Origin of the sequence: Streptomyces sp. CA-135486 (genome assembly GCF_050936555.1) — a bacterium.
Classification (GTDB): domain Bacteria; phylum Actinomycetota; class Actinomycetes; order Streptomycetales; family Streptomycetaceae; genus Streptomyces.
Map to the genome: position 1 here is coordinate 2,684,989 of NZ_JBNJMM010000001.1, position 25,733 is coordinate 2,710,721.

The window sequence follows — 25,733 nt, forward strand, 5'->3', positions numbered from 1 at the left end:
CCCCGTGCGCCCACGTAGGGTCGACGACCATGAAGATCCGCGCCGAAGCCCTGCTGTTCGACAACGACGGAACCCTCGTCTCTTCGATCGAGTCCGTCCACCGCTGCTGGACCCGGTGGGCGAGTGAGTACGGAATCACCGCGGAGGACTTCGCCCGCGTCGAGCTGCACGGCCGCCCCGCTGCCGAGATAGCCGCCGATCTGCTGCCCGCCGATGTGGTGCCGGGGGCCGTCGCCCGTATCGAACAGCTGGAGGTCGACGACGTGGTCGGGGGCGTCGTGCTGCTGCCCGGCACCGCCGAGCTGCTCGACCGGCTGCCCGCCGACCGCTGGGCCGTGGTCACCTCCGCGACCCGGCGGCTCGCCGAGGCCAGGCTCGAAGAGGTCGGCATCCGGCCCAAGGTCCTGATCGCCGCCGACGACATCACGCGTGGCAAGCCGGACCCGGAGCCGTATCTGCTCGGGGCCCGTCGGCTCGGCGTCGACCCGGCGCGCTGCGTCGTCTTCGAGGATGCCCCGGCCGGGCTGACGGCGGGTCGCGCCGCGGGCATGCGGACCGTGGCCTTGGCCACAACGCACGAGCGTTCCGAACTGCTCGCCGATGTGGTCGTGACCGACCTCTCGGCCGTGTCCGCGCAGGCCACACACGGGGGAGTGGAGATCACGGCGGCCGACTGACGCTGTCCGCATACTGAAGCAAAGCCGTCCGGTATTCGGACGACCCCCCTCGCTCCCTACCCCCGTCTGTTTTACTTGCCGCCATGACCACGATGAGCAGCCGCACCCTTGCGACCGAGGCGATCACGACGCCCGGTGCTCGTTGTATGTGTCGAATGTGCGCCTTCTGAGGGCCCCTGCCCGAGTCTCGCGCCCCGAAGCGAGACCGACAGCCGCGCCGAATCCGACTCAACTCCTTGAACGAGTCTGACGGAGCCTGCCCGCGCACGCGTTGCCCCGGCCACCAGCCGAATCATCCGTGCGCGTCGGCACCCGAATGCCCCGTGCCCGGCGGACACCGCGCCGCGCACTCGACAGTGACGGAAACCCCCTGTGATCACCACTACGGGCCTTACCAAGGTCTATGCGTCGCGAGGCCGCGAGGTCACCGCGCTGGACGGCGTCGACCTGCACGTCCGTGAGGGCGAGGTCTTCGGCGTCATCGGCCAGAGCGGCGCCGGCAAATCGTCGCTCATCCGCTGCGTCAACCTGCTCGAACGCCCCACCTCCGGCACCGTGACCGTGGCCGGCCAGGACCTCACCGCGCTCGCCGGACGCGGCCGCCGCGCCACCAAGGAACTGCGCGAGGCACGCAGCCGTATCGGCATGGTCTTCCAGCACTTCAACCTGCTGTCCTCGCGCACCGTCAAGGACAACGTCGAACTGCCCCTGGAGATCCTCGGCAGCTCCGGCGCCGAGCGCTCCCGCAAGGCGCTGGAACTGCTCGACCTGGTGGGCCTGGCCGACAAGGCGAAGGCCTACCCCGCACAGCTCTCCGGCGGCCAGAAGCAGCGCGTCGGCATCGCCCGGGCGCTCGCCGGCGACCCCAAGGTGCTGCTCTCCGACGAGGCGACGTCCGCCCTCGACCCCGAGACCACCCGGTCGATCCTGCAGCTGCTGCGCGACCTCAACCGGCAGCTCGGACTGACCGTTCTGCTCATCACGCACGAGATGGACGTCGTCAAGACGATCTGCGACTCGGCGGCCCTGATGAAGAAGGGAAAGATCATCGAATCCGGCACTGTGAGCGAACTGCTCGCGACCCCGGGCTCCGAGCTGGCGCAGGAGCTCTTCCCGGTCGGCGGCGAGGCCTCGGGTCCGGACCGCACGGTCATCGACGTCACCTTCCGCGGCGAGGCCGCCACCCAGCCGGTGATCTCCCAGCTCTCGCGTACGTACAACATCGACATCTCGATCCTGGGCGCCGCGATGGACACCGTCGGCGGCAAGCAGATCGGCCGGATGCGCATCGAACTGCCCGGACGCTACGAGGAGAACGTCGTCCCGGTCGGCTTCCTGCGCGAGCAGGGCCTCCAGGTCGATGTCGTGGACCCCGACGAGCCCGCCGAGCCGGTCACTCTCCCCGCGCAGAGCGGCGTGCTGGTCAAGGAAGGTGCCAAGTGACCTGGTCCGAGATGCAGCCGCTGCTGAGCCAGGGCACCGTCGACACCCTCTACATGGTGCTGTGGTCCACCCTCGTCACCGTCGCGGGCGGACTGCCGCTCGGTGTGCTGCTCGTCCTCACCGACAAGGGCGGACTGCTGCAGAACACCCCGGTGAACAAGGTCGTCGGCGTGATCGTGAACATCGGCCGCTCGCTGCCGTTCATCATCCTGCTGATCGCGCTGATCCCCTTCACCACACTGGTCGTCGGCACCTTCATCGGCCCCAGCGCGATGATCGTGCCGCTCGCCGTCGGCGCCATCCCGTTCTTCGCGCGGCTCGTCGAGACGGCCATCCGCGAGGTCGACCACGGTCTCGTCGAAGCCGTCCAGTCGATGGGCGGCTCCATCCCGACGATCGTGCGCAAGGTGCTGCTGCCGCAGGCCCTGCCCTCGCTCGTGTCCGCCGTCACCACCACGGTGATCGTGCTCGTCGGCTATTCGGCGATGGCAGGCGCGGTCGGCGGCGAGGGGCTTGGCTCCAAGGCCGTGACCTACGGATTCCAGCGCTTCGAGACCCAGTTCATGCTGATCACGGTCGCCATCCTGATCGCCCTCGTCACCGTCGTACAGCTGCTCGGCGACTCAGTCGTACGCCTCCTGGCGCGCCGCGGCCGTACCGCTTCCTGACCCCCCGCTTCACCCCAACAAGCCCGCACTCCTTGTCCGGGCGACACCACCGCAACACCAGAAAGAGGCACTCTTCGTGCGTAAGAACATCAAGCTCACCGCGGCCGCAGCCGCCACCGCCGCGCTCGCCCTCGGCCTCACCGCCTGCGGCACCGCGTCCGACCCGGCGGCCAAGTCCGGCTCCGGCAAGGCCGACGAGTCCAAGCCGCTCGTCGTCGCCGCGTCCCCGACGCCGCACGCCGACATCCTGGGCTACATCAAGGACAACCTGGCGAAGAAGGCCGGACTGGGGCTCGAGGTCAAGGAGTTCACGGACTACGTCCTGCCGAACACCGCCACCGAGAGCGGCCAGGTCGACGCCAACTTCTTCCAGCACAAGCCGTACCTGGACGACTTCAACAAGAAGAACAAGACGCACATCGTCCCGGTCGTCAACGTCCACCTGGAGCCGCTCGGCCTCTACTCCAAGAAGTTCAAGGGCCTGGGGGAGATCAAGTCCGGCCAGACCATTGCCGTCCCGAACGACACCACCAACGAGGGCCGCGCGCTCAAGCTGCTCGCCGACAACGGCCTTATCACCCTCAAGGACGGCGCGGGCACCGACGCCAAGCTCTCCGACATCAAGGACAGCAAGGGGCTGAAGTTCAAGGAGCTGGAGGCCGCCACGCTGCCGCGCGCCCTGGGCGACGTGGATGCCGCGGTCATCAACGGCAACTACGCCATCGAGGCCGAGCTCAAGCCCGCCGAGGACGCCCTGGCGCTGGAGAAGGCCGAAGGCAACCCGTACGCCAACTTCCTCGCCGTCAAGGAGGGCAACGAGAAGGACGCGCGCGTGCAGAAGCTTGCGCAGCTCCTCAACTCCCCCGAGGTGAAGAAGTTCATCGAGGACAAGTACGCCGGTTCCATCGTCCCGGCCTTCGGCGCCGTCAAGTAAGGCCTGCCGCAAGGGCCTTGAGCGAGACCGCCCGAAGAGGCCCCGCGCATCCCGTAAGGTGCGTGGGGCCTCTTTGCATGCGCACCCGGCCATGCACATCCCCGACCCGATGCTGCATGCTGTGCCTTTACGGCTACGACCCTTTCGACGGTCTTCGGCATGGAGCTGCGCATGACTACCACCTTCCCGGACGTGTCCATCAGCACGGAGCGGTTGGTGCTGCGCCCCTTCGAAGAGGCCGACATCCCGGCGCACACCGAGATGATGAACGACGAACAGGTCACCGCCTGGACCTCGGTGCCGCACCCGTACACCGGGGCCGACGCCGAGGAGTGGGTCCGCAGGATCGCTCCTGCAGAGCGCACCGAAGGCCGCGGGATCGTGCTCGCCATCACGGAGTTCCTCACCCAGCGCCTCGTCGGCGTCATCCATCTGAAGCACACCAACTGGCGCACGCTCGCCACCGAGGTCGCGTATGTCACCGCCCCCTGGGCGCGCGGCGAAGGCTACGCCACCGAATCGGTGCTGGCCGTCGCCCAGTGGCTGTTCCGCGTCCAGAAGTTCGAGCGCCTGGAGCTGCGCACGGCGGCCGACAACACCGCCTCCCAGCAGGTCGCCCAGAAGATCGGCTGCATCAGCGAGGGAGTCCTGCGCAACGCCTGGATAGCGCGCACGCAGACCGAGGACGGTGGCTGGGCCGACATCCGCACCGACCTGATCGTCTGGAGCCTGCTGCCCGAGGACCTCGAAGGCGTCGCCGAACAGATGGCGGACGCGGGCTACGCCTCGTTCACCGACTGGAACTGACCGGCCTCACCCGCGGGACCGACCGGCCTCACCCACGGGACCGACCGGCTTCACCCGCGGGACCGACCGGCCTCACCCACGGGACCGACCGGCCTCACCCACGGGACCGACGCCGTTCACTCATCGGACCGGCCGGCTTCAGCCAGGGGACGGGCCGGCTTCAGCCACGGGGACAAACCGGCGACCGCCCGGATCCGGCCGGTCTGATTCAGCAGGCATCCTTGGAAGGTAACCTCACCCTGCCCGCACCCGTGCGGGCTGCCCGACCTGCGACAACACCAGGAGACTGACGACGATGGCCGACCGGGTCACGGTGATCGGCTGGGACGGTTCGCCCCTCACCGAGGCGGCCCGGTCCGCGCTGTCGGCCGCCACCCTGGTGGCCGGAGCCGCCCACCATCTGGCGCTGCCCGAGGTGCCCCGGGGCGCCGAGCGCATCCGGCTCGGCAGCGTCGACCTGGCCGCGCGGCGGATCGCGAGCCACCGTGGCAGCGCCGTTGTCCTCGCCGACGGCGACCCGGGCTTCTTCGGCGTCGTACGCACCCTGCGCGCGCCGGAGCACGGCCTGGAGGTCGAGGTCGTGCCCGCGGTCTCGTCCGTCGCCACCGCCTTCGCCCGGGCAGGCATGCCCTGGGACGACGCCCAGATCGTCGTCGCCCAGCGCCGTACGCTGCGCCGCGCCGTCAATGTGTGCCGGGCACACCCCAAGGTCGCCGTCCTCACATCCCCGGGCGCCGGTCCCGCGGAGCTCGCCCTGCTGCTCGAAGGCGTGCACCGGACCTTCGTCATCTGCGAGGAGCTCGGCACCGACCGCGAGCAGGTCACCGTCCTCACCTCGGACAAGGCGGCCGACCACGCCTGGCGCGACCCCAATGTCGTCATCGTCATCGGTGGCACGGGCACCGCGGCGGTGCCGGGCTCGGGCTGGATCTCGGGCCGTGAACCCGGCTATCCGCCCGCGGTACGAGGCTGGGCGCTGCCCTCCCGGTCGTACGGAGAAGGGCCCTCGCAGGGAGAAGAGCTGGGCGAGGGCGAGTCGCTGCAGCTGCGCGCCGCCCAACTGGCCCGCCTCGGGCCGCGCATCGGCGACCTGGTCTGGGACATCGGCTCCGGCAGCGGGGCGCTCGCGGCGGAGGCCGCCCGGTTCGGCGCCGCGGTCATCGCCGTCGACGCGGACGCTGCGGCCTGCGCCCGCACCGAAGCCACCGCGCGGCGCTCGGGCGTCCAGCTCCAAGTCGTGCGGGGGCGTGCGCCGCATGTGCTCGAGCGGCTGCCCGAGCCCGATGTCGTACGGATCGGGGGCGGGGGAGCGCATGTGGTGACCGCGTGCGCCGACCGGCGGCCGCAACGCATCGTCACCCATGCGTCGACCCGCGACGAGGCGGAGGCGATCGGCGCGGCACTGGCGGCGGGCGGGTACGAGGTCGAGTGCGCGCTGCTGCAGTCCGTCGAACTGGACACCGCGGCGTGGACGGAGCGGGAGCGCTCGGTCGTCTTCCTGCTCTCCGGCCGCCGTCTTGAGAGCGCCCCCTGACCCTGCCGCCGCACGGCGCGGGGTAGGCTGGCCGATCGTTGTACTGCACCCGGTCGTTCGTCGCTTCGTTCGTCAATGTCCGGAAAAAGGGGGCGCTTTGGCTCCTGTTTGTGGTACGTCGGAACCGGGGGAAGCGCAACGTGGCGCAGCCCACAGCGAACCGTGGCGGATCTCCCTGCCGTGGTAACGAACGGGCGCGAGAATGCATGGTGCCCGTGGGTCATCGTGCCGCGCGGCGCACACGCTCGTTCTTGTTGGCGGGCGTTGCGTGTGCCGCGATCGGGCGTCCCGGGCGATGGGCGAAGGAGCACAAGCGATGGGCGAGGGGTACGCATGACTGACACCGGCCAGATCCCGGGCGAGGGGCTGCCGGAGAACGCAGGCATGGTGGAGCAGCCGGGCGTCCCCGCTTCCGGTGCGTACACCTTCCTCGACTCCTCCGAGAACGGTTCCGAAGAGGACGATCTGCTGCTGATGCCCGGCGCGCAGGGAGCGTGGAGCGACCCACACGTGGTGCAACCCGTGCAGGGCCCCGTGGCGCACGCCCCGGTCGCCCAGGCGCCGGTCGCGCAGATGCAGGTGGCTCACGCGCCGGTGGCTCCGGCGGGGACGGGGCAGGCTCCGGTCGCGATGCCGGTTCCGGAGCGGCATGTCGCCCAGCCGGTGACGGCGGTCGCCGAAGCTGTGGCGCAGACGCCGGGGCAGGAGCACTTCGTCCCGCAGGAGCAGTTCGTCCCGCAGTACCGGGCGCCCGAGGCCGAGGCGCATGGCGCGGCCCAGCCGCCCGCGGGCCCGGAGTTCCCGGCTCCGGATTTTGCCGCTGCCGCGCCGGTGCCGGAGCCCGTCGCGCCGGCCTTCGCGGAGGAGCAGTTCGCCCCCGTCGAGCAGCCCGTGGCCGAGCCCGTCGCCGCGGCGGCCCAGCCGGCCGTAGCCGCCTACGGGATGCACGAGGCCGGCGCGCACGAGGCGGGGGGCCGTGACTCCGGCTCCGTCGACCTCAACGGCGTACGCATCCCGCCCACCTCGGCCACGCCGACACCACCGCCCGCGCGACGCCCTTTGCACATGGGACCGCCGGTACCCGACGCGTCCTCGGGCGGCGTGGTCCGTTCGCTCGCCGACCGCGGCCCCGCGGGGACGCCGGCGCATGCCACGCCCGTACCCGACCCGGGTCCGCCCACCTCAGGTCCGGAGTACCTCGACATCCCGCGCGAGGAGACGGCTGCCGTGCTGCCGGGGCCGCAGCTGGGTGAGATTCCGCCGCAGGCCGGGGTTCCCTGGGACCCTCAGCCTCAGCCGCCCCACACGCCTCCTCCGGCCGCAGCGGAAGCCACGCCGGAAACGGTCGTCCCGGAGCCGGAGCCGGAGCCCGCGCCCGTCGAGGCCACCACGCCGGTCCCGGTGGTCCCGCCGGCCACACCGGTGACTGACGTTCCTGTGGTCGCTCCTGAACCTCCGGTCGCCCCCGAGTCCGCCGACCAGGGGCCTGAGCCGGAGCCCGAGGCCGCGCCGCTGGTCGAGGAGGTCGCGGTCGTGGAGGAAGCGGCGGTCGCGGCCGCCACGGAAGAGCCCGCGCCGCAGGCCGAGGTGCTCGTGCCCGCGCCCCGCGCGGGTGAGCCGGGGCCGGTGACAGAGAAGACCGCTGCCGAGCCGCCGGTCCAGCCGGTTCCCGAGGCTGAGCCCGTCGTGGCGGAAGAGGTGGCCGAGATCGCCGAAGAGGTCGTCGTGGCCGAAGAAGCCGTGCCCGCCCCCAAGCCGGAGCCGGTTCCCGCGGCAGTGCCGGAGACGGTGGCAGTGGCCGAGGAGGTGGCAGTGCCCGAGGCTGTGACCAAGCCCGAGGCGGTGGCAGTGCCCGAGGCGGTGACCAAGCCCGAAGCCGCGCCCGCCGGCACCGCCCTCGGTGGCGCGCCCGCACCCGGCTACGACGACGCCGAGCGCGAAGCCGTACTCCGCGTCATGCGCGAGCGCCGGGACATCCGCAACGGCTTCCGCAGCGATCCCATCCCGCACGAGGTGCTGCTGCGCGTCCTGGAGGCCGCGCACACAGCCCCCAGCGTCGGCCACTCGCAGCCCTGGGACTTCGTCGTCATCCGCTCCGCCGAGACCCGGCGGACGATGCACGAGCTCGCCCAGCGTCAGCGCGACGCGTACGCGAAGTCGCTGCCGAAGGGCCGGGCCAAGCAGTTCAAGGAACTGAAGATCGAGGCGATCCTCGACACCCCGGTGAACATCGTGGTCACCGCCGACCCGACGCGCGGCGGCCGGCACACGCTGGGCCGGCACACACAGCCGCAGATGGCCCCGTACTCCTCCGCCCTCGCCGTCGAGAACCTCTGGCTCGCCGCGCGTGCCGAAGGTCTCGGCGTCGGCTGGGTCAGCTTCTTCGACGAGCGCGAGATGGTGCGCGCGCTCGGTCTGCCGGAGCACCTGGAGGCCGTGGCGTATCTGTGCGTGGGGTACGTCGACGAATTCCCCGAAGAGCCGGAGCTGATGCAGGCGGGCTGGTCCAAGCGCCGTCCGCTGTCGTGGGTCGTGCACGAGGAGACGTACGGACGGCGCGCGCTGCCCGGCGAGGAGCCGCACGATCTGCTCCAGGAGACCGTCTCCAACATCCGCCCGCTGGACGCGAAAGCGCTCGGCGAGGCGTGGGAGCGGCAGAAGCGGATGACCAAGCCGGCGGGCGCGCTCGGCATGCTGGAGATCATCTCGGCGCAGCTGAGCGGGTTGTCGCGGATGTGCCCGCCGCCTATCCCGGAGCCCGCGGCGGTCGCGATCTTCGCGGGTGACCACGGAGTGCACGCGCAGGGGGTCACGGCCTGGCCGCAGGAGGTCACGGCCCAGATGGTGGCCAACTTCCTGGGCGGGGGCGCGGTCTGCAACGCGTTCGCCAACCAGGTGGGTGCGGAGGTCTGCGTGATCGACGTGGGCGTCGCCGCGGACCTGCCCGCCACGCCGGGACTGCTGCCGCGCAAGGTGCGGGCGGGCACGGCGGACTGCACGACCGGCCCCGCGCTGAGCCGCGAAGACGTCCTCTCGGCGGTCGAGGTCGGCATCGAGACGGCGCGCGATCTGGTGGCGGCGGGCAACAAGGCGCTCCTCACCGGTGAGATGGGCATCGCGAACACAACGATCTCCGCGGCGCTGATCTCGGTGTACACGGGCATCGACCCGAGCGAGATCACCGGCCGTGGTACGGGCATCAACGACGAGATGCACGCGCGCAAGGTCGACGTGGTACGGCGTGCGCTGGAGCTGCACGCGCCGGATCCCGCGGACCCGATCGGCGTCCTGTCGGCGGTCGGCGGCCTGGAGCACGCGGCACTGGTCGGCTTCATCCTGGGCGGCGCGTCGCTGCGTACGCCGGTGGTGCTGGACGGCGTCTCGGCGGGCGCGGCCGCGCTGGTCGCCCGGGCGATCGCGCCGGAGGCCCTGGCGGCCTGCATCGCAGGCCACCGCAGCGCGGAGCCTGGCCATGTGGCGGCCCTCAACAAGCTGGGCCTGCGCCCGCTGGTGGACCTGGACCTGCGCCTGGGCGAGGGGACGGGAGCGCTGCTGGCGCTGCCAGTGGTACAGAGTGCGGCAAGGGCGATGCACGAGGTGGCGACGTTCGACTCGGCGGGCGTGACGGAGAAGTAGGCGGGGAGGGGTGGGAAAACCTCACCCCCCGGCCCGTAAGGTGGTCGCGGAGGTCCAACCCCCGCCCCACCAGCCGCTTCACCGCCGCAGCGGCCCCGTAGACCGCACTGCCCCGCCCGAGGAGCCAGTACCGCCATGGCCGAGCACGCTGACCCCGCTGCGCACGTCGACCACGACGAGCACCCCGCCTACCCCGTAGGACTGCGCCTCACCGGGCGCCGCGTCGTGGTACTCGGCGGTGGGCAGGTCGCCCAGCGCCGGCTCCCCGCGCTCATCGCGGCCGGGGCCGACATCGTCCTGGTGTCGCCGTCCGCGACGCCGTCCGTCGAGGCCATGGCCACGGCCGGCGAGATCCGCTGGGAGCAGCGCCCGTACGCCGAGGGTGACCTCACGGACGCCTGGTACGCCCTCATCGCCACCTCCGACGCCGAGGCCAACGCCCGTGCCTCCGCGGAGGCCGAGCGCACCCGCACCTGGTGCGTACGCTCCGACGACGCGAGCGCAGCCACCGCATGGACCCCGGCCACCGGCCGCTCCGAAGGCGTGACCGTGGCGGTGCTCACCGGCCGCGACCCCCGCCGCTCCGCCGCCGTGCGCGACGCCATCGTCGAGGGACTGCGGGACGGCTCCCTCGCCGCTCCCCACCACCGCACCAGGACCCCCGGCGTCGCCCTTGTCGGCGGCGGACCCGGCGACCCGGACCTGATCACCGTCCGCGGCCGCCGCCTCCTCGCCGAGGCGGACGTCGTCATCGCCGACCGCCTCGGCCCGCGCGACCTGCTCGACGAACTCCCGCCCCACGTCGAGGTGATCGACGCCGCGAAGATCCCGTACGGCCGCTTCATGGCCCAGGAGGCGATCAACAACGCCCTGATCGAGCACGCGAAGGCGGGCAAGGCGGTGGTACGGCTCAAGGGCGGCGACCCCTTCGTCTTCGGCCGCGGCATGGAAGAGGCCGAGGCCCTCGCCGAGGCCGGCATCCCGTGCACCGTCGTCCCGGGCATCTCCAGCTCCATCAGCGTCCCCGGCGCGGTCGGCATCCCGGTCACCCACCGTGGCGTCGCCCATGAGTTCACGGTGGTCAGCGGCCATGTCGCCCCCGACGACGAGCGCTCGCTCGTCGACTGGGCGTCCCTCGCCAAGCTCCGCGGCACGCTCGTCGTGCTGATGGGGGTCGACAAGATCGGCGCCATCGCGCAGGCACTGGTCGCCCACGGAAAGCGCCCCGACACCCCCGTGGCCCTGGTCCAGGAGGGCACCACCGCCTCCCAGCGCCGCGTCGACGCCACGCTCGCGACCGTCGCGGAGCGGGTGCGGACCGAGGACGTACGCCCGCCGGCGGTCATCGTCATCGGCGAGGTCGTCACCGTCGGACCGCGCAAGGCGTAACGGCGCCAGGTGTGAGCCGCCGGGGCGCACGTGCACCGCGCAGCACGCACCGCATCGCGTAACCGGCAGTAACCCACCCGCCCCCAGCCGTTGGCACCACACCCAGGAGAAGGCAGTATCACCCTGTGGCCGATCTCATCACCGTCGAGGACCCCGACGACCCGCGCCTGCGCGACTACACCGGCCTGACCGATGTAGAGCTCCGGCGCAGGCGCGAGCCCGCCGAAGGCCTGTTCATCGCCGAGGGCGAGAAGGTCATCCGCCGCGCCAAGGACGCCGGTTACGAGATGCGGTCGATGCTGCTCTCCGCCAAGTGGGTCGACGTCATGCGGGACGTCATCGACGAGCTCCCGGCTCCCGTGTACGCGGTGAGCCCCGAGCTCGCCGAACGCGTCACCGGCTACCACGTGCATCGCGGCGCGCTCGCTTCCATGCAGCGCAAGCCCCTGCCGACGGCCGACGAACTGCTGCTGACGGCCCGCCGTGTGGTCGTCATGGAGTCGGTCAACGACCACACCAACATCGGTGCGATCTTCCGTAGCGCCGCGGCCCTCGGCATGGACGCGGTGCTGCTCTCGCCGGACTGCGCGGACCCGCTCTACCGCCGCTCCGTGAAGGTCTCCATGGGCGCGGTCTTCTCCGTTCCGTACGCCCGTCTCGAATCCTGGCCCAAAGGCCTCGAATCCGTACGGGAAGCGGGCTTCAAGCTCCTCGCCCTCACCCCCGACGAGAAGGCCGCCGCCATCGACGAGGCGGCGCCCCACCGGCTCGACCGCGTGGCGCTGATGCTCGGCGCGGAGGGCGACGGGCTCTCCAGGCAGGCGCTGGTCGCCGCCGACGAGTGGGTGCGCATCCCGATGGCGCACGGAGTCGACTCGCTCAATGTGGGCGCGGCCGCCGCGGTCGCGTTCTACGCGGTGGCGACGGGCCGCCCCGAGGCCTGAGTCACCGAAGCAGCCTGAGCCGCCGAAGCAGCTGCGGCCGCTACAGCTGCTGGGCCGCGGCGATGCCGAGCGCCACGATCAGCGTCACCACGACGAAGACGACGATGCGCTGCCGCAGCAGCCGCGGGTTGGCGGGCCGCCGCCCGGCAGATGTGGTGCGTACGCCGGGCCTGGTGCCCTGACGACCGTTCGTACGGGCCGTGTTGCGGGGCGGCTGGGGCCGCGATCCGCCGGTGCGCGGCGGCTGCGTGCGCGGCGCCGGGGTGCCACCCGTACGCCGCTCCAGGCGCTCTGTCCGGTCGCTCCGCTCGGAGCGTTGCGTCCGCTCCGAATAGCGCGAGGCCGGCCGGTCCTGCCCGATCCGCTCCCGCTGGGCCGGCGGGCGTCCCTCCGAAAGACCCTGGGCCTCCCTGGCCGCGATCTCCTTCAGCCGCATCGACAGCTGCAGGGTGCTGGGGCGTTCCTCGGGATCCTTCGCCAGACAGGCGCGTACCAGCGGAGCCAACGCGTCCGGAACCCCGTGCAGCTGCGGCTCCTCGTGCACCACCCGGTACAGCATGACCTCCGAACTGCCGTGCCCGAAGGGCGAGTCGGCGGTCGCCGCGTACGCGAGCGTGGCACCCAGCGCGAAGACGTCGGTGGCGGGTGTGACCGCCGCGCCGCGCACCTGCTCCGGCGCGAGGAAGCCGGGGGAACCCACCGCCGTGCCGACATGCGTGAGCGTGCTCGCGCCGGTCGCCCAGGCGATGCCGAAGTCGATGATCCGCGGGCCCTTCGGCGACAGCAGGATGTTCGACGGCTTGAGGTCCCGGTGTACGACACCGGCCTCGTGCACCGCCACCAGGCCCTCCGACAGCGCCGCGCCGATCGCGGCCACCTCGGCGGCCCGGAGCGTGCCGTCCTCGGCCACCTTGTCGTGCAGAGAAGGCCCGGGAACGTACTGAGTGGCGAACCACGGGCGGTCCGCCTCCAGATCGGCGGCCACGAGCCGCGCCGTACAGCCGCCGCGGATCCGCCGTGCCGCCGAGACCTCGCGCGCGAACCGCGACCTGAACTCCTGGTCCTCCGCCAGATCCGGCCGGATCACCTTCAGGGCGACGCGCTGGCCGCGTCGGTCGGAGCCCAGATAGACAACGCCCATGCCACCCGCGCCGAGCCGTCGGTGCAGCCTGAACGAGCCGACGACACGCGGGTCCTCGCGCCGGAGCCGCATCATCGCCATGTCCGTCCCCTACTTACGGTGGGTGGCCCCACCCCGCTGCCGCGGTCGCCCGTTTGACGTGGCACAGCTTACGTACCCCCGACCCGGTGTGCTCATAGGCCGCGCCCTCGCGGCCCGATCGATTGTCAGTGCCGGGTGGGAAATTTGAAGAGTGGTCAGGGGGCAGTGGATCCAGGCGCCCTGGCCGGTGCGAGATCTCAACGGACCGTCGCAGAAGGGGGATTGGATCGATGAAGGGTGACCGCGTGGAGACGGCCGTGGAGGCGGGAGACACGACTCGTACGGAGGAAGTGGTGGCAAGCAGGGCGGGTCGCAGGGTCGAGACGGCCGTGCGCACAGGGGTGGTGGAAGTGAGCGAAGTCACCTGGGGGCGCCTCCCAGCGGCAGTCGGGGGAGGCTCGGTGGTGCGGACGGCCCGATTCATGGCCACCCGGGTGCCGGCTCCGGTCGAGCAGCCGGTGCCCAGGGAGGACTCCTCGGAGCGCCCCCTCCGGGAAGACCCCAAGGCCTAGGACCCCGTCTCCACCCAGGGGAGTACGTCGCCGGGCCGCGGCTCATCCTCCGGGAGGCCCGGCAATCGGTACGCGGGCATGACGACCGGGCCCTGCCGAATCCCTAGTGTTGAGGTCAAGCGGCGGGTGCAGCACTCGTCCCCCGAGGTCAGACACCCGCCGCTGCCACATACGAATCAGGAGAGGGACCATGGCGGACACGGCATCGCGGACGATCATCCGCACGCAGGGACGCAAGGCTTTCGCCGCGTTCGGCGGCCGCCCGTCCGGCAGGCGTCACCCGTTGGTGGCGACGGTCATGGTGCTTCCTCTCGCGGCACTGCTCGTGGTCGCCTTCGGCGGCTGGGAGGCAGTTGTCACACAGGCGTCGTCCGTGGGCGTGATGCTGGGGCGCTGAGCGGCGCCCCGGACCCGGAAGAGCGGTCCGGGTCGGGGACATCCGGCCAACAACCCCGTGGGGACGGGGGTGCGGCGGACGACAGCGTTTGGCCGGTCAGCTGGGGAGCTGACCGGCCATCGCGCTGTTTGCCCTTCGTTGCGCAACGGCACCACGTGGCCGCGCGTAGGCTCGGCCCAAGGGCCGGCGCCGTCACGCCGGGCCGTACCGCACCCGGGGGAGACCGTGACCGCATCCGTCGTACGTTCGCTGAGCGACCTCGCGCACGACGCTGCTCACCTACCCGCGCCCCGCGCCGCAGGCCGCTGTGTGTGCGGTCGCCCGGCAGTGCTCGCGGACCGGGTGGACGGAACCGTCGTACGCAGCGGGGGAGTCGTCGTCAAGGCGCACGCCGCCGACACCGACACCGCGGCCCTGGCCACCCGCCTCGCCGTCGCGGCCCACCCGAGCCTCACCGGCATTCTGCTCGCGCCCGTCCCGCTCCCCGCCGCGGACCTGCACGGCCGACCCGTCTCGGCCTGGCCGTACGGCGTCCCCGTGGACCCTGCCCATCCCGACGTCGCCCCCTGGGAGGACGCCGCGGTCCTGCTGGCCCGGCTCCACCGGGTCGACACCGACCGCCTTCCCGGTCCCCTCCCGCCCATGCGCGGCCCCGCCAAGGCGGCCCGGGCCCGGGCGCGGATGCGCGCGGCGGCCGGGGACCGCCCCGCGGCCGCGACCGTCGAACGGGCCTGGGAGCGGCTACCCGCCTGGGCCCGCGGCGAGGCCCCGTTGCCCCGCAGCACCACGCTCTGCCACGGCGACCTCCACCTCGGCCAGCTCGTCCGCCACCCCGCGCGCGGCGGCCGCTGGCTGCTGATCGACGTCGACGACCTCGGCCTCGGCGACCCCGCCTGGGACCTGGCCCGCCCCGCCGCCTGGTACGCCGCGGGCCTGCTGCCCCCGGAGATCTGGCAGCGGTTCCTCGGGGCGTACACCGCCGCACAGGGCCCGGCGGTCCCCGCCGACGGCGACCCCTGGCCCCAACTCGACGTCCCGGCCCGTGCACTGACCGTCCAGACCGCCGCCCTGGCCCTGGCAAAGGCGGCAGCGGAGCAACGCGATCCGGACGAGGTCGATCAGGCGATGATCGAATCCTGTGCCCGAATTGCCACACTCCCTGCTGAGTTGGACTTCGAGTCCTCGTCGTAGTCTGAACTCCTCGTCACCGGGCATGCATCCCGGCGACGTCGACCGAACGGCGAGGAGCTGAGCAGACCATGCAGTGTCCCAAGTGTCACGCAGCGATGCACACGTACAACCGCAACGGCGTCCAGATCGAGCAGTGCAGCGGCTGCCGGGGGATATTCCTCGACTACGGCGAGCTCGAGTCCCTCACCCGCCTCGAGTCGCAGTGGACCCAGCAGGCCCCGCCCGCGCCGCCCGCCCCGCAGGCCTACCCTGCCGCCCCCGCCCCCGCCTGGGGCGCGCCGCACCACGGCGGACATCACGGCGGGCACTACCGCCACAAGAGCTTCGGCCGGATGCTCTTCTCCTCCTGAGCCGCCCCCGCAACGACAGAACCCCCCGGGCGCCGAGGCGGCCGGGGGGTTCTGGCTGGTGCGCGATACTGGGATTGAACCAGTGACCTCTTCCGTGTCAGGGAAGCGCTCTCCCGCTGAGCTAATCGCGCGGGACGATCTTGCGTGGTACTGCGTGCGCGATACTGGGATTGAACCAGTGACCTCTTCCGTGTCAGGGAAGCGCTCTCCCGCTGAGCTAATCGCGCGTGATCCATGCGGATCCAGTGGACGATACTGGGATTGAACCAGTGACCTCTTCCGTGTCAGGGAAGCGCTCTCCCGCTGAGCTAATCGTCCTTGGAGGTGGAGACGGGATTTGAACCCGTGTAGACGGCTTTGCAGGCCGTTGCCTCGCCTCTCGGCCACTCCACCCGGAGTGTGAGGGTTCGGGAAGATCCCCCTCATCGAGCGGACGACGAGATTCGAACTCGCGACCCTCACCTTGGCAAGGTGATGCTCTACCAACTGAGCCACGTCCGCTTGTCGGTTCCGGACCGCTTGCACGTCCCGGCGACGTGTTGAACTCTAGCGGATTCCCGGGCCAGCACAAAAACGCGTTTCCGCAGCGTGCTGAGGTGTGTTCACACGGCAGCAGCTCATCGGCAGCTCATCGGCACCGGCCATAGACTCACAGACGTGCACGACACTGCTCCTTTGGCCCGCTTCGGCCACCTTCTCGCCACGGGCCTCCGCGATGTGACCAGGGACCCGGAAGCACTCGACTCCGAGGGCTTCTGGGCCGTTGCCGCGGACTTCGAGGGCCGTCTGACCTGCGCCCGCTTCCGCGATGTCCGTACGGAGCCGGTGCCCGAGCCCATGCCGGGGCGCTGGCGGGGCCCCGCGGCGGAGGACTGGAACTCCTCGCTGGACCGGGACGCGTACACCGCCGGTGTACGGCGCATCCGCGAGCACATAGCAGCCGGGGAGGTCTATCAGGCGAACCTCTGCCGAATTCTCTCCGCACCGCTGCCCGACCCGGACGCCGCCGACGTAGATGCCCTGACCGCTCTGCTGGCGCGCGGCAACCCGGCTCCGTACGCCGGAACGATCAGGCTGCCCGCCCACGGCGTGGAGATTGCCACCGCATCGCCCGAGCTGTATCTGCGGCGCAGTGGGACCACGGTCGAGTCCGGGCCGATCAAGGGCACCGGTCGTACCGCCGAGGACCTGCTGGAGAAGGACCACGCGGAGAACGTGATGATCGTGGACCTCGTCCGCAACGACCTGGGGCGGGTCTGCGCCACCGGCACGGTCTCCGTCCCCGCGCTGTGCGCGGTCGAGGCCCATCCCGGCCTGGTGCATCTCGTCTCGACGGTCCGCGGCGAGCTGGGTCTGGGGGCCGGCTGGCCGGAGCTGCTCGCGGCCACCTTCCCGCCCGGCTCGGTGACCGGAGCGCCCAAGTCCAGTGCGCTGAAGATCATCGCCGCGCTGGAGACGGCGCCCCGCGGACCGTACTGCGGAGGCATCGGCTGGGTGGACGCCGACCGCGGCACCGGTGAGCTCGCCGTCGGCATACGCACGTTCTGGATCGACCGCACCCACCCCGCGGCACCGGTGCTCCGCTTCGGCACCGGCGCCGGGATCACCTGGGGCTCCGACCCCCAGCGCGAATGGGAGGAGACCGAGCTGAAGGCCTCCCGGCTGCTCGCGGTAGCGTCGGGGGCGTATGCGGCAAGCGGAAGGACCGGCTAGATGAAGCTCTGGGTCAACGGCGCACTCACGGACGCCAAGGACGCCCGGGTGTCCGTGTTCGATCACGGACTGACCGTGGGCGACGGCGTCTTCGAGACCATCAAGGCGGTGCACGGGCAGCCCTTCGCCCTCACCCAGCACCTCGACCGGCTGACCCGCTCCGCACTCGGCCTCGGTCTGCCGGCGCCTGACCTGAACGAGGTCGGCCGCGCCTGCACCGCCGTGCTGGAAGCCAACCCCATGGAGCTCGGCCGGCTGCGCATCACCTACACCGGCGGCACCTCGCCGCTCGGCTCCGACCGCGGCGACGAAGGGCCGACCCTCGTTGTGGCGCTCGGCGCGAGCAAGCGCCGCCCCGACACCACCGCCGTCGTCACCGTCCCCTGGACCCGCAACGAGCGCGGAGCGCTGGCGGGGCTGAAGACGACGTCGTACGGGGAGAATGTCGTCGCACTCGCCAGGGCGAGCGAGCAGGGTGCGTCCGAAGCGCTCTTCGCCAACACCGTCGGACGGCTCTGCGAGGGCACCGGCTCCAATGTCTTCGTTGTGCTCGACGGCGAACTGCACACCCCGCCCGTCTCCTCCGGCTGCCTCGCGGGCATCACCCGCGCCCTCACCGTCGAGTGGACGGGAGCCAAGGAGACCGATCTGCCCTTCGACGTGCTGGACCGGGCCGAGGAGATCTTCCTGACGTCCACCCTCCGCGACGTCCAGGCGGTCGGGCGGATCGACGGGCGCGAGCTCGCCGGCGCGCCGGGGCCGGTGACCGCCGAGGCCATGCGGATCTTCGAGGAGCGCGCGGCTGCGGACCAGGACCCGAAGGCTTTGTACTGAATCCCCGGACGGACAGGCAAAACCGCGTGACGGGCGGCCGTGGGGGCGGGTAGAACACCCGTGATGACCACGACCCTGCGGCCGACCGCGCCGCTTCAGCACGAGGCGGACGGCGCGCAGTCACGCACCTATGAGGTCTGTGTGAACAGTCGTCCCGTCGGCACGATCGAGATCGCCACCCACCCCGCCCTCGGCACCGCGGCCGGCACCATCCGGTCGCTGAGCATCGACGAGCGGGACCGGCGGCGCGGGCGGGGGACCGTCGCCGCGCTCGCCGCCGAGGAAGTGCTGCGCGGCTGGGGCTGCACGCAGGTACAGGTGTCCGTACCGCCGGACGCCACCGCCGCCACGCGTCTTGTGACCGTCCTCGGCTACACCGAGCGCAGCCGCAACATGCTCAAGGAGCTCACCGGTCGGCCGCCCGCCCTGCCGCCCGACGTCCAGGGCCGGCCGATGAGTGAGGCAGAGTTCCAGCGGTGGCTCGCCTCGGGAATCGAGACCTATGCGCAGAGCTGGGCCGATCGCGGGGTCCCGCGAGACCGGGCGCGCGCCAAGGCGCAGGCCGATCACCGCGATCTCCTGCCGGAGGGCCTTGCCACGCAAGGGACCTGGCTCAGCGTCTTGGTCCACGAGGGCGCGGCCGTCGGACATCTCCTCGTCGGACGACGCGAGGTGCGGCCCGGCGAACAAGGGGCGTACGTGTACGACGTCGAGGTCGTCGAGAGCCGGCGCGCGCAGGGCCACGGGCGGTCCCTGATGCTGCTTGCCGAGCGCGTCGCCCTGGACGCCGGGCTGCCGCTGCTGGGACTGCATGTTTTCGCGGGCAACGCTCCGGCGATCGGGCTCTACGAGTCGCTCGGCTACCGGACGACGACCGTCAACTCCTTCAAGCAGCTGCTCTAGGTCGTGTCCGGATCAGGCGCCGGATCAGGCGTTGGCGAGCAGCCGGTCCGCGATCTCCTCGATACGCGCCCGCAGCCCCTCCTGGCTCTTGCCACCGTCCAGTCGTTCGCCGTCGATGACATACGTCGGAGTGCCCGTCACGCCGATCGCCTTGCCCTCGGCCTGGTCGGCGTCGACGATCAGGATGTGCCGCCCGTCGATCAGGGCGGTGTCGAACTCCTCGGCGTCCAGGCCCAGTTCACGCGCGACGTCGAGCAGCAGCGGCACGCCCCGGCGGTCCAGCTCCTCGACACGTCCGAGCACCGCTTCGACGTACGGCCAGCCCTTGCCCTGTTCGAGCGCCTCCTCCGCGGCTTGCGCGGCAGCGAAGGCGTGCTTGTGCTTGTCGAGGGGGAAGTGGCGCAGCCGCAGTTCCAGCCGGTCGCCGTAGCGCTCACGCAGGGCCCGCAGATCCCCCAGGGCCTTGCGGCAGTCGGTGCACTGGAGCTCGCACCAGACGTCGAGTACGACGGGGCCGGCGGTGGTCGAGTCGCTCATGAGGACAGTCTCCCAGCCCGCTCCCGCAGGGCCCAACCGGGACCTGGGGAGGAGAGCCGTCCCGGAGATCTCCCTGAGGTCGCACGGGACCGTGGCCCGGACACGGACCGCAGGTGCACGATGGAAGGGACGCTCATGCCCGAGCCAGCCTGGAGGACCGGATGCTTGCCGAGACCATATGTTCCGCAGTGTCCGCGGCGGGCCTGGGCATCGCCGCCGTCACGGCGTACCGCAAGCGTTTCCTCACTGCTGCCCGGATACTCGCCTACTCCCTCGTCCCCGTCGGCCTGGTGCTGACCGGCGCGGTCGAGTGGGCCGTCGACACGGCCTTCAGTCCGTCCGCATGGCTCGGTTTCGGCCTGCTGGGCGGCGCGTGGCTGCTCTTCATGACGACCCGCGCCGTGGAGCGGCGCCGCGGCGGGACCCGCAAGGAGCGCAAGGCAGCGCAGGCGGCACAGCGCGAGGCGGTCGCCACCGCGGCCTCCGCGCGCTCCCTGGGGCCGGGCAGCCGGCCGGCCGCGCAGCCGGCGGTGAAGCCGAAGGCCGCCGGCTCCGGCGATGATTTCAGCGACATCGAGGCGATCCTCAAGAAGCACGGAATTTGAATGAACTCCCGCACTCGCGGGGCGTGTTGTTCGATCACCACGGGCCGGGCTGCGTCATCATCACCCCGAGATGCTCGATACCTCCCGGGGCGAGGCCCCCGCACCGACCGAAGAGCCGCGTGGCTGCCTCTTCGCGCTCTCCCAGCCACCCCTGATGATCTTCCTCGCGGTGATCGGCTTCCTGCTGCTGATGGCAGCGGTGCACGATCTGTTCCTGCTGTGAAGGTCAGCCGGCCGCTTCCTTGCGGCGCGCGCGGTACGCGGCGACATGCAGGCGGTTGCCGCAGGTGCGGCTGTCGCAGTAGCGGCGCGAGCGATTGCGGGAGAGATCGACGAACGCGCGCCCGCAGTCCGGCGCCTCGCAGCGTCGCAGCCGCTCCTGCTCGCCCGTCACGACGATGAACGCCAGCGCCATCCCGCAGTCCGCGGCGAGATGGTCGGCGATGGAGGCGCCCGGCGCGAAGTAGTGCACATGCCAGTCGTAGCCGTCGTGGTCGGTGAGCTGGGGGGTGGTCCCCGCGGCCGCCACCAGCTCATTGACCAGAGCGGCCGCGGTACGGCTGTCGGGCGCCGCGAAGATCTCCGCGAACTGCGTCCGTACGCCCTGCACGGCCTTCAGGTCCCGCTGGGTCAGCTCGCCCACACCGCTGATGAAGTGACTGCGTACGAATGCGTACAGCGCGGCAACGTCGGTGAGCCCCTCGGCCTGCTCGCTCTCCGGTGCGGTGTTCACCAGATCGACGACGGTGTCGAGGGCGATCCTGGTGTCGTGGGGGATCATCACGATTCGCTCCCTGGCCTGCTGCGGGCCGGTGCCCACGAATTGCGCAGACTCTACTCAGATTTTGCCTCGTGGTGTCCTTTGCCCCCACCGCGGCCGCCCAGAGCGACCGGCGCCGGTCACCGCGGTGGATTCCGCGGTGACGGCGCCGGTGTCTGCCGTATGTGGTTGTCCGCGCGGCGCCGTCTCCCCGAGTCGGACGGCGCCGTGCAGCTCTCTGCCTGGCTCAGCTCTCGGCCAGGATGTGCGAGAGCTCTGTGTCGAGATCGAAGTGACGATGCTCGGTGCCGGGTGGCACCGCGGCGTCGGTCCGCTTCAGGAACGACTCCAGGGCCCGCGCCGGGGCCTCGAGCAGGGCTTCGCCCTCCGGGGAGCTCAGCGCGATGCAGACGACGCCTTGGCCGTGACTGCGGGAAGGCCAGACTCTGACGTCGCCCGTGCCGGTGGGCCGGTGCAGACCCTCGGCGAGAAGGTCGCGGGCGAAGACCCACTCGACCGTCTCCTCGGCTCCGGTGTGGAAGGTGGCGTGCACGGCATAGGGATCGGCCGTGTCATACCGCAGGCCCGCGGGTACAGGCAGTGAAGACTCGCTCGATACAACGAGGCGCAGGTGCAGCTCGCAGCTGACCGTGGTGTTCATAAGCGCCAGGGCCTTTCGCTCAGTGTGCGCTCGGGGATTCGCACGTCGGCGAAATCGACATGCCACCTACGGTGCCGTTGTAAACCCCTCTGACCGTTTTGTGATCCTTCATGTCGCTCGTACGGCGGTGCATCACTTTGTGTTATACGGCCATTCCGGTGACTGGCTGGAATCCGGTAGGTTTGGCTTTATGAACGCGGAGAGTGACGAGCGGGGGGAGTCCGTCGCAGCGACGGCCCCAGACCCCGCGACGGGGGACGTGACGGTGGCGAAGGAGCCGGAGCTCGGCTCAAAGGCGCCCCACTTCATCAAGAGGTCCCGGCCACTGCATCTGAGCTGGCAGGTCGGGGTATTCGTTATCGGACTCGCGGTCGTCGGCGCCGGCATCGTGATGCTGCCGCTGCCGGGTCCCGGCTGGCTGGTGATCTTCGGCGGCATGGCGATCTGGGCGACCGAGTTCGTCTGGGCGCAGCTGGTGCTCCGCTGGACCAAGCGCAAAGTGACCGAGGCGGCGCAGCGGGCGCTCGATCCCAGGGTGCGCCGGAGGAACATCATCCTCACCACGATCGGTCTGGTGATCATCGCGGTGCTGGTCGGAATCTACGTCTGGAAGTTCGGCGTGGTGATGCCGTGGAAGATCAAGGAGTGACCCGAAAACGGTCAGAGGCACCCGCTGACATGGGGTAACGTGTGCGGTGCGCCGGGGCGATTAGCTCAGTGGGAGAGCGCTTCGTTCACACCGAAGAGGTCACTGGTTCGAACCCAGTATCGCCCACCCGGACCGAAGGCCCCGGAGACTCTATTGAGTCTCCGGGGCCTTCGGCGTTGGCCGGCTCAGTGCATCCGGCCGAGCGCGTCCCGCAGCCTGCGCGCGTCGCGCAGCCGCTGCTCGTAGGTCGCGCCGACGGCGAGCAGCAGCAGCCCGGCGAGCGCGGGCGGCAGCCAGCGGGGGAGAGCGCCGACGACCTGGACGACGTACGGAGCGAGCTCGTGCAGGGCGTCGAGAGCGAGCACCGAGCCGCCGAGCACCAGGAGCGCCTGGAGGCGCAGCCGGGCACCGGCCAGCGTGACGCCCAGGGCCGCGACGCCGAGCAGCAGCGGACGCAGCCAGTGCTCGTCGCCCCAGGCCGCGACGAGGCTGGGCAGCAGCGTCGCGGCGAGACCGGGGCCGTACGCCGTCCAGGACGAAGCCTGCGGGTCGCGACGGCGGCGCAGCAGGCCGACGGCGAGTGCGGGGACGGTGACAGGCAGGGTGTACGCCTCGGGGACCGACACGTCCGACGCGGCCAGCCGTACCCAGGTGGCCAGCACGAACAGCACCGCCGCGACGTATCCGGCGGCCGGGCGGCGCTCGGCCCGCACCGCGGTGCCCGCGGCGATCACGCCGCCGAGCGCGAGCACCAGGGCGAGGGTGGGACGGTCCCCGGAGGCCAGGGCGACCGCGAGGAGCCCCGCGCCGGCGCCGGTGCACTCCATCGGGAGGGCCACGGGATGGCGGCCCAGCCGGGCGGCGATCAGCGCGACCGCGGCGGGCACGGCGAGGATCGCCGGCGCGACCTGATGGGGCGGGAGCCCGGCGGCAGCGGCGAGAGCGCCGACGAGGGCCGTCATGAAGCCGGTGGCGGCGCAGGCGAGGATCGCCTGCACAGTCCGCCCGGCACGCGATACGGCCGCGCTCACGGCGAGCGCGACGGTCAGGGTGCCCAGGACGCTGAACGTCGCCGGTCGCGTCGCCAGAGAGAGCACGGCGACGCTCACGGCGCCGCTGAGAGCGCAGGCGAGGGCGACGACCGCGGTGTCCCGCACGGGGCGCACGGTGAGCAGGAGCGCGGCGGCGGTCAGGAGCAGGTGGACGGTCACGGTGGCCGTGTAGCCGAGATCCAGGGCGGGCGGCACGACGAACAGTCCCGCCCACGCGAGAGCGAGGGCCGCGGTGAGGCCGGCGGCCCGCCGATCGCGGCGCGGAGCCGGGGACCCGCCGACACGCGGAGCCCCACCGGGCCGGGCGGAGTGCTCGGGGCCCGGCCCGGACGCGCTCGGCGGCTCGGTGAGCGGTCGGCGGGAGGCGGCCGTCAGGGCCGCCGCCAGTATCAGCAGCACCAGCGGGGCCGCCGTCAGGCCCGACTCCGGGAGCTGTGCGCCCAGCGCCCCGCGGGCGTCCGCCGGCGTGCCCGACCAGATGTCGTCCAGGCCGGTCAGCGGGCCCGCCAGCGTGAGCGCGACCAGTGGCAGCGTCCACAGCGCCGCGATGGCGTGGACCACCCCCGCCGCGCTGATCAGGCCGGGCTGCAGACGCCGCGGCACGCCCACCCGTACCAGCCCCAACAGGCCCACCGCGCACAGCAGATACCCGAGAACCGACCAGCCCTCCGGGACCGCCGCACGGGCCACGCCGCCGATGCCCGCGATCGTCGCGAAACCGGCCGCCGCGGACGACGGAGCAGCGGCCGAGGGCGACCGCAAGGCCGCGCACAGGGCCACCCCCGCGGCCGCGACCAGCAGCACGGCCGGGGCGACCGCGTCCAGCGCTGAATCCGCCGTCACCGACTGCACGCCGCCGATCAGCAGCGCCCAGCCGCCCGTCACCGCGGCACCGGTGGTGGCGATGCCCCGGACACCCGCGGTCTTCGCCCACAGCGCGGCCGCGACATCGAGCGCGGCGGTGGCCAGCAGTGCCCATGCGAGCGGCGGCGCGCCCGCGGAAGCGGTCAGTGCCCAGAGCGGAAGCGGGAGTTGGGCGGTCAGCACGGCCACCGGCAGCGGAATCCGCAGCCCGTCCAGCGACAGCCCGTACGCCGCCCAGAGCACGGCGAGCACGGCCGATGCCACGGCCGAGTACGCGAGGCCGCCGGTGTCGGGCAGCGCCACCACATGCAGGGCGTACGCGTCGAGCACCATGAGCACCAGACCGAGACCGGCCAGCGACTCCGCCGTCGACGCGAGCCCACGGCGCAGCAGCGCGACCGGCGCCGCGAGCGCCGCGACCGTCACCGCGCCGAGCACCAGCGAGCGCCCGCCGATACCCATGTGGCCCCAGCTGACCAGCGTGAACGCGATCGCCGCGATGGTCAGCAGAATCCCGCCGAGAGTGAGCAGCAGATTCTGCACGCCCGGCGGCGAGGCCTCCGACGGCGATGCCGCGCGCGGCGAGGCGGCGAAGGGCGGCGCCGCGAAGGGCCGGGCGGCCGGAGCCGGCGCGGCGGGCGGCTGAAGCACGGCGAGCAGCCATGTTCGGCGGGCCAGCAACTGTGCCCTGCGGGCATCCAGTTGGACCAGCTCGCGGTCGAGGATCGCCAGCTCCTCGGCGGGTGGCGGAACGTTCTCCATGCTGCGAGAGTGTGGCCCCCGCCACACCCCACGGCATGGGTGCGGATACTCAGTTCGCGCATGAGTACGCCCCCGCGGGCGCAGACTTGGAGCATGGACTGGTGTCGCTACCGCTTCCGCAGCGTCTGGGACCTGACCGCCCGCCCCGACGCCGTGTACGCCGTACTGGAGCGGGCCGACGACTACCCCCGCTGGTGGCCGCAGGTGCGCGAAGTGACCCCGATCGACGACGACAGCGGTCTGGCGCGCTTCCGTTCCTTCCTCCCGTACGAACTGCTCGTCACCGCCCGCGCCCAGCGGCGCGACCCGGCGCAGGGTGTGCTCGAAGTCGGGCTGGAAGGGGACCTGGAGGGCTGGGCCCGGTGGACGCTGACGGCGCGCGGCGCCGGCACCCGGGCGCTGTACGAACAGGAGGTGGAGGTGTGCAAGCCGCTGATGAGGCGGCTGGCGCTGCCGTGCCGTCCGGTGTTCCGCGCGAACCACACGGCGATGATGCGCGGGGGCCGGCGCGGGCTGACCGCGTACCTGGACAGAGTTTGAAGGAAACCCGCGGGGACCTGTATGGTTCAGTGCGTTCCCGGGCGATTAGCTCAGTGGGAGAGCGCTTCGTTCACACCGAAGAGGTCACTGGTTCGAACCCAGTATCGCCCACCGGGAGAGGCCGGTCCGTCAGCTGACGGACCGGCCTC

Annotated in this window: 25 protein-coding genes and 7 tRNA genes; 22 read left to right on the forward strand and 10 right to left on the reverse strand. The window is 71.7% G+C overall.

What is annotated here, in order from left to right; genetic code table 11:
- Window positions 1-29 precede the first annotated feature (29 nt).
- From ACQEVG_RS12195 to ACQEVG_RS12235, 9 genes are all read left to right on the forward strand, one after another.
- Entirely contained in the window at window positions 30-677 is a 648-nt protein-coding gene (locus ACQEVG_RS12195) for an HAD family hydrolase (protein ID WP_432981289.1), read from the forward strand.
- Window positions 678-1,049: 372 nt separating this feature from the next.
- On the forward strand, window positions 1,050-2,120 hold the full coding sequence (locus tag ACQEVG_RS12200) for a methionine ABC transporter ATP-binding protein (RefSeq protein WP_432981292.1): 1,071 nt from the start codon (window positions 1,050-1,052) through the stop codon (window positions 2,118-2,120).
- Window positions 2,117-2,788, forward strand: a complete 672-nt coding sequence (locus ACQEVG_RS12205) for a methionine ABC transporter permease (protein ID WP_432981295.1) — start codon at window positions 2,117-2,119, stop codon at window positions 2,786-2,788. Before ACQEVG_RS12200 ends, ACQEVG_RS12205 begins: the two co-directional genes overlap by 4 nt.
- 76 nt (window positions 2,789-2,864) lie before the next feature.
- Window positions 2,865-3,722 carry a MetQ/NlpA family ABC transporter substrate-binding protein gene (locus tag ACQEVG_RS12210; RefSeq protein WP_432981298.1) on the forward strand — a complete coding sequence of 286 codons (858 nt, stop codon included), beginning with the start codon at window positions 2,865-2,867 and terminating at the stop codon, window positions 3,720-3,722.
- A gap of 159 nt (window positions 3,723-3,881) precedes the next feature.
- Complete coding sequence (locus tag ACQEVG_RS12215; protein ID WP_432981301.1) at window positions 3,882-4,529, forward strand: GNAT family N-acetyltransferase; 648 nt, start codon at window positions 3,882-3,884, stop codon at window positions 4,527-4,529.
- A 295-nt stretch (window positions 4,530-4,824) separates the two neighbouring features.
- Window positions 4,825-6,063 (forward strand): precorrin-6y C5,15-methyltransferase (decarboxylating) subunit CbiE, encoded by a 1,239-nt coding sequence (cbiE, locus tag ACQEVG_RS12220; RefSeq protein ID WP_432981304.1) that lies wholly within the window; start codon window positions 4,825-4,827, stop codon window positions 6,061-6,063.
- Between the two features lie 333 nt (window positions 6,064-6,396).
- Entirely contained in the window at window positions 6,397-9,699 is a 3,303-nt protein-coding gene (cobT, locus tag ACQEVG_RS12225) for a nicotinate-nucleotide--dimethylbenzimidazole phosphoribosyltransferase (protein ID WP_432981307.1), read from the forward strand.
- A gap of 135 nt (window positions 9,700-9,834) precedes the next feature.
- On the forward strand, window positions 9,835-11,088 hold the full coding sequence (gene cobA, locus ACQEVG_RS12230; protein ID WP_432981310.1) for a uroporphyrinogen-III C-methyltransferase: 1,254 nt from the start codon (window positions 9,835-9,837) through the stop codon (window positions 11,086-11,088).
- A gap of 125 nt (window positions 11,089-11,213) precedes the next feature.
- Window positions 11,214-12,032 carry a TrmH family RNA methyltransferase gene (locus tag ACQEVG_RS12235; protein ID WP_432981313.1) on the forward strand — a complete coding sequence of 273 codons (819 nt, stop codon included), beginning with the start codon at window positions 11,214-11,216 and terminating at the stop codon, window positions 12,030-12,032.
- A 40-nt stretch (window positions 12,033-12,072) separates the two neighbouring features.
- Here the strand turns inward: ACQEVG_RS12235 and ACQEVG_RS12240 are convergent, their stop codons facing one another.
- Window positions 12,073-13,254, reverse strand: a complete 1,182-nt coding sequence (locus ACQEVG_RS12240; RefSeq protein WP_432981316.1) for a serine/threonine-protein kinase — start codon at window positions 13,252-13,254, stop codon at window positions 12,073-12,075.
- Window positions 13,255-13,484: 230 nt separating this feature from the next.
- On the opposite strand from ACQEVG_RS12240, the gene ACQEVG_RS12245 reads away from it, so the two are divergent.
- The 4 genes from ACQEVG_RS12245 to ACQEVG_RS12260 all read left to right on the forward strand — a co-directional run bounded on the left by ACQEVG_RS12245 (window position 13,485) and on the right by ACQEVG_RS12260 (window position 15,704).
- On the forward strand, window positions 13,485-13,766 hold the full coding sequence (locus ACQEVG_RS12245) for a hypothetical protein (RefSeq protein WP_432981319.1): 282 nt from the start codon (window positions 13,485-13,487) through the stop codon (window positions 13,764-13,766).
- A 190-nt stretch (window positions 13,767-13,956) separates the two neighbouring features.
- Window positions 13,957-14,163 (forward strand): hypothetical protein, encoded by a 207-nt coding sequence (locus ACQEVG_RS12250; protein ID WP_432981322.1) that lies wholly within the window; start codon window positions 13,957-13,959, stop codon window positions 14,161-14,163.
- A gap of 225 nt (window positions 14,164-14,388) precedes the next feature.
- Window positions 14,389-15,354, forward strand: coding sequence for a phosphotransferase family protein (locus ACQEVG_RS12255; RefSeq protein ID WP_432981325.1), 966 nt, complete (start codon window positions 14,389-14,391; stop codon window positions 15,352-15,354).
- 68 nt (window positions 15,355-15,422) lie between these two features.
- Window positions 15,423-15,704, forward strand: coding sequence for a zf-TFIIB domain-containing protein (locus ACQEVG_RS12260; protein ID WP_432981328.1), 282 nt, complete (start codon window positions 15,423-15,425; stop codon window positions 15,702-15,704).
- Window positions 15,705-15,760: 56 nt separating this feature from the next.
- Here ACQEVG_RS12260 and ACQEVG_RS12265 read toward each other — a convergent pair.
- The 5 genes from ACQEVG_RS12265 to ACQEVG_RS12285 all read right to left on the reverse strand — a co-directional run bounded on the left by ACQEVG_RS12265 (window position 15,761) and on the right by ACQEVG_RS12285 (window position 16,205).
- Window positions 15,761-15,835: transfer RNA gene (locus tag ACQEVG_RS12265), tRNA-Val, on the reverse strand.
- A gap of 24 nt (window positions 15,836-15,859) precedes the next feature.
- Window positions 15,860-15,931: transfer RNA gene (locus ACQEVG_RS12270), tRNA-Val, on the reverse strand.
- 19 nt (window positions 15,932-15,950) lie between these two features.
- A tRNA-Val gene (locus ACQEVG_RS12275) sits at window positions 15,951-16,022 on the reverse strand.
- Window position 16,023: 1 nt separating this feature from the next.
- A tRNA-Cys gene (locus ACQEVG_RS12280) sits at window positions 16,024-16,097 on the reverse strand.
- Between the two features lie 35 nt (window positions 16,098-16,132).
- Window positions 16,133-16,205: transfer RNA gene (locus tag ACQEVG_RS12285), tRNA-Gly, on the reverse strand.
- Between the two features lie 156 nt (window positions 16,206-16,361).
- On the opposite strand from ACQEVG_RS12285, the gene ACQEVG_RS12290 reads away from it, so the two are divergent.
- From ACQEVG_RS12290 to ACQEVG_RS12300, 3 genes are all read left to right on the forward strand, one after another.
- Window positions 16,362-17,417 (forward strand): chorismate-binding protein, encoded by a 1,056-nt coding sequence (locus ACQEVG_RS12290; protein ID WP_432981331.1) that lies wholly within the window; start codon window positions 16,362-16,364, stop codon window positions 17,415-17,417.
- The gene (locus ACQEVG_RS12295; protein WP_432981334.1) at window positions 17,418-18,251 is read left to right on the forward strand and encodes an aminotransferase class IV; all 834 of its coding nucleotides are present in this window, start codon (window positions 17,418-17,420) and stop codon (window positions 18,249-18,251) included.
- 63 nt (window positions 18,252-18,314) lie between these two features.
- Window positions 18,315-19,154, forward strand: coding sequence for a GNAT family N-acetyltransferase (locus ACQEVG_RS12300; protein ID WP_432981337.1), 840 nt, complete (start codon window positions 18,315-18,317; stop codon window positions 19,152-19,154).
- A 24-nt stretch (window positions 19,155-19,178) separates the two neighbouring features.
- Here ACQEVG_RS12300 and ACQEVG_RS12305 read toward each other — a convergent pair whose 3' ends face one another.
- A complete protein-coding gene (locus ACQEVG_RS12305; protein ID WP_432981340.1) occupies window positions 19,179-19,691 on the reverse strand; it encodes a DsbA family protein in 513 nt (170 codons plus the stop codon).
- A 161-nt stretch (window positions 19,692-19,852) separates the two neighbouring features.
- Between ACQEVG_RS12305 and ACQEVG_RS12310 the strand changes: the two genes are divergently transcribed.
- Both ACQEVG_RS12310 and ACQEVG_RS12315 read left to right on the forward strand, forming a co-directional pair.
- Window positions 19,853-20,296, forward strand: coding sequence for a hypothetical protein (locus ACQEVG_RS12310; RefSeq protein WP_432981343.1), 444 nt, complete (start codon window positions 19,853-19,855; stop codon window positions 20,294-20,296).
- Between the two features lie 70 nt (window positions 20,297-20,366).
- Window positions 20,367-20,519 carry a hypothetical protein gene (locus ACQEVG_RS12315; protein WP_186357054.1) on the forward strand — a complete coding sequence of 51 codons (153 nt, stop codon included), beginning with the start codon at window positions 20,367-20,369 and terminating at the stop codon, window positions 20,517-20,519.
- 3 nt (window positions 20,520-20,522) lie between these two features.
- On the opposite strand, the gene ACQEVG_RS12320 is transcribed toward ACQEVG_RS12315, so the two are convergent.
- Window positions 20,523-21,080, reverse strand: a complete 558-nt coding sequence (locus ACQEVG_RS12320) for a CGNR zinc finger domain-containing protein (RefSeq protein WP_432981347.1) — start codon at window positions 21,078-21,080, stop codon at window positions 20,523-20,525.
- Window positions 21,081-21,303: 223 nt separating this feature from the next.
- Window positions 21,304-21,717 carry an SsgA family sporulation/cell division regulator gene (locus ACQEVG_RS12325; RefSeq protein WP_003959770.1) on the reverse strand — a complete coding sequence of 138 codons (414 nt, stop codon included), beginning with the start codon at window positions 21,715-21,717 and terminating at the stop codon, window positions 21,304-21,306.
- A gap of 190 nt (window positions 21,718-21,907) precedes the next feature.
- Between ACQEVG_RS12325 and ACQEVG_RS12330 the strand changes: the two genes are divergently transcribed.
- Together ACQEVG_RS12330 and ACQEVG_RS12335 are read left to right on the forward strand one after the other, a co-directional pair.
- Window positions 21,908-22,366, forward strand: a complete 459-nt coding sequence (locus ACQEVG_RS12330) for a TIGR02611 family protein (RefSeq protein ID WP_432981350.1) — start codon at window positions 21,908-21,910, stop codon at window positions 22,364-22,366.
- 54 nt (window positions 22,367-22,420) lie between these two features.
- Window positions 22,421-22,492 (forward strand) — tRNA-Val (locus ACQEVG_RS12335).
- Between the two features lie 59 nt (window positions 22,493-22,551).
- Here ACQEVG_RS12335 and ACQEVG_RS12340 read toward each other — a convergent pair.
- Entirely contained in the window at window positions 22,552-25,044 is a 2,493-nt protein-coding gene (locus ACQEVG_RS12340) for an SCO7613 C-terminal domain-containing membrane protein (RefSeq protein ID WP_432981353.1), read from the reverse strand.
- A 93-nt stretch (window positions 25,045-25,137) separates the two neighbouring features.
- Here ACQEVG_RS12340 and ACQEVG_RS12345 point away from each other — a divergent pair, with 93 nt between their 5' ends.
- Window positions 25,138-25,584, forward strand: coding sequence for an SRPBCC family protein (locus ACQEVG_RS12345; protein ID WP_432985303.1), 447 nt, complete (start codon window positions 25,138-25,140; stop codon window positions 25,582-25,584).
- Between the two features lie 39 nt (window positions 25,585-25,623).
- Window positions 25,624-25,695 (forward strand) — tRNA-Val (locus tag ACQEVG_RS12350).
- Window positions 25,696-25,733: the final 38 nt, after the last annotated feature.

Excerpts from the sequence above, each read along its gene's own strand:
- ACQEVG_RS12195 (WP_432981289.1), top strand. The coding sequence starts at position 30 with ATGAAGATCCGCGCCGAAGCCCTGCTGTTCGACAACGACGGAACCCTC.
- ACQEVG_RS12215 (WP_432981301.1), top strand. The coding sequence starts at position 3,882 with ATGGAGCTGCGCATGACTACCACCTTCCCGGACGTGTCCATCAGCACG.
- cbiE (WP_432981304.1), top strand. The coding sequence starts at position 4,825 with ATGGCCGACCGGGTCACGGTGATCGGCTGGGACGGTTCGCCCCTCACC.
- cobT (WP_432981307.1), top strand. The coding sequence starts at position 6,397 with ATGACTGACACCGGCCAGATCCCGGGCGAGGGGCTGCCGGAGAACGCA.
- cobA (WP_432981310.1), top strand. The coding sequence starts at position 9,835 with ATGGCCGAGCACGCTGACCCCGCTGCGCACGTCGACCACGACGAGCAC.
- ACQEVG_RS12240 (WP_432981316.1), bottom strand. The coding sequence starts at position 13,254 with ATGGCGATGATGCGGCTCCGGCGCGAGGACCCGCGTGTCGTCGGCTCG.
- ACQEVG_RS12245 (WP_432981319.1), top strand. The coding sequence starts at position 13,485 with ATGAAGGGTGACCGCGTGGAGACGGCCGTGGAGGCGGGAGACACGACT.
- ACQEVG_RS12250 (WP_432981322.1), top strand. The coding sequence starts at position 13,957 with ATGGCGGACACGGCATCGCGGACGATCATCCGCACGCAGGGACGCAAG.
- ACQEVG_RS12260 (WP_432981328.1), top strand. The coding sequence starts at position 15,423 with ATGCAGTGTCCCAAGTGTCACGCAGCGATGCACACGTACAACCGCAAC.
- ACQEVG_RS12295 (WP_432981334.1), top strand. The coding sequence starts at position 17,418 with ATGAAGCTCTGGGTCAACGGCGCACTCACGGACGCCAAGGACGCCCGG.
- ACQEVG_RS12300 (WP_432981337.1), top strand. The coding sequence starts at position 18,315 with ATGACCACGACCCTGCGGCCGACCGCGCCGCTTCAGCACGAGGCGGAC.
- ACQEVG_RS12305 (WP_432981340.1), bottom strand. The coding sequence starts at position 19,691 with ATGAGCGACTCGACCACCGCCGGCCCCGTCGTACTCGACGTCTGGTGC.
- ACQEVG_RS12310 (WP_432981343.1), top strand. The coding sequence starts at position 19,853 with ATGCTTGCCGAGACCATATGTTCCGCAGTGTCCGCGGCGGGCCTGGGC.
- ACQEVG_RS12315 (WP_186357054.1), top strand. The coding sequence starts at position 20,367 with ATGCTCGATACCTCCCGGGGCGAGGCCCCCGCACCGACCGAAGAGCCG.
- ACQEVG_RS12325 (WP_003959770.1), bottom strand. The coding sequence starts at position 21,717 with ATGAACACCACGGTCAGCTGCGAGCTGCACCTGCGCCTCGTTGTATCG.
- ACQEVG_RS12330 (WP_432981350.1), top strand. The coding sequence starts at position 21,908 with ATGAACGCGGAGAGTGACGAGCGGGGGGAGTCCGTCGCAGCGACGGCC.
- ACQEVG_RS12340 (WP_432981353.1), bottom strand. The coding sequence starts at position 25,044 with ATGGAGAACGTTCCGCCACCCGCCGAGGAGCTGGCGATCCTCGACCGC.
- ACQEVG_RS12345 (WP_432985303.1), top strand. The coding sequence starts at position 25,138 with ATGGACTGGTGTCGCTACCGCTTCCGCAGCGTCTGGGACCTGACCGCC.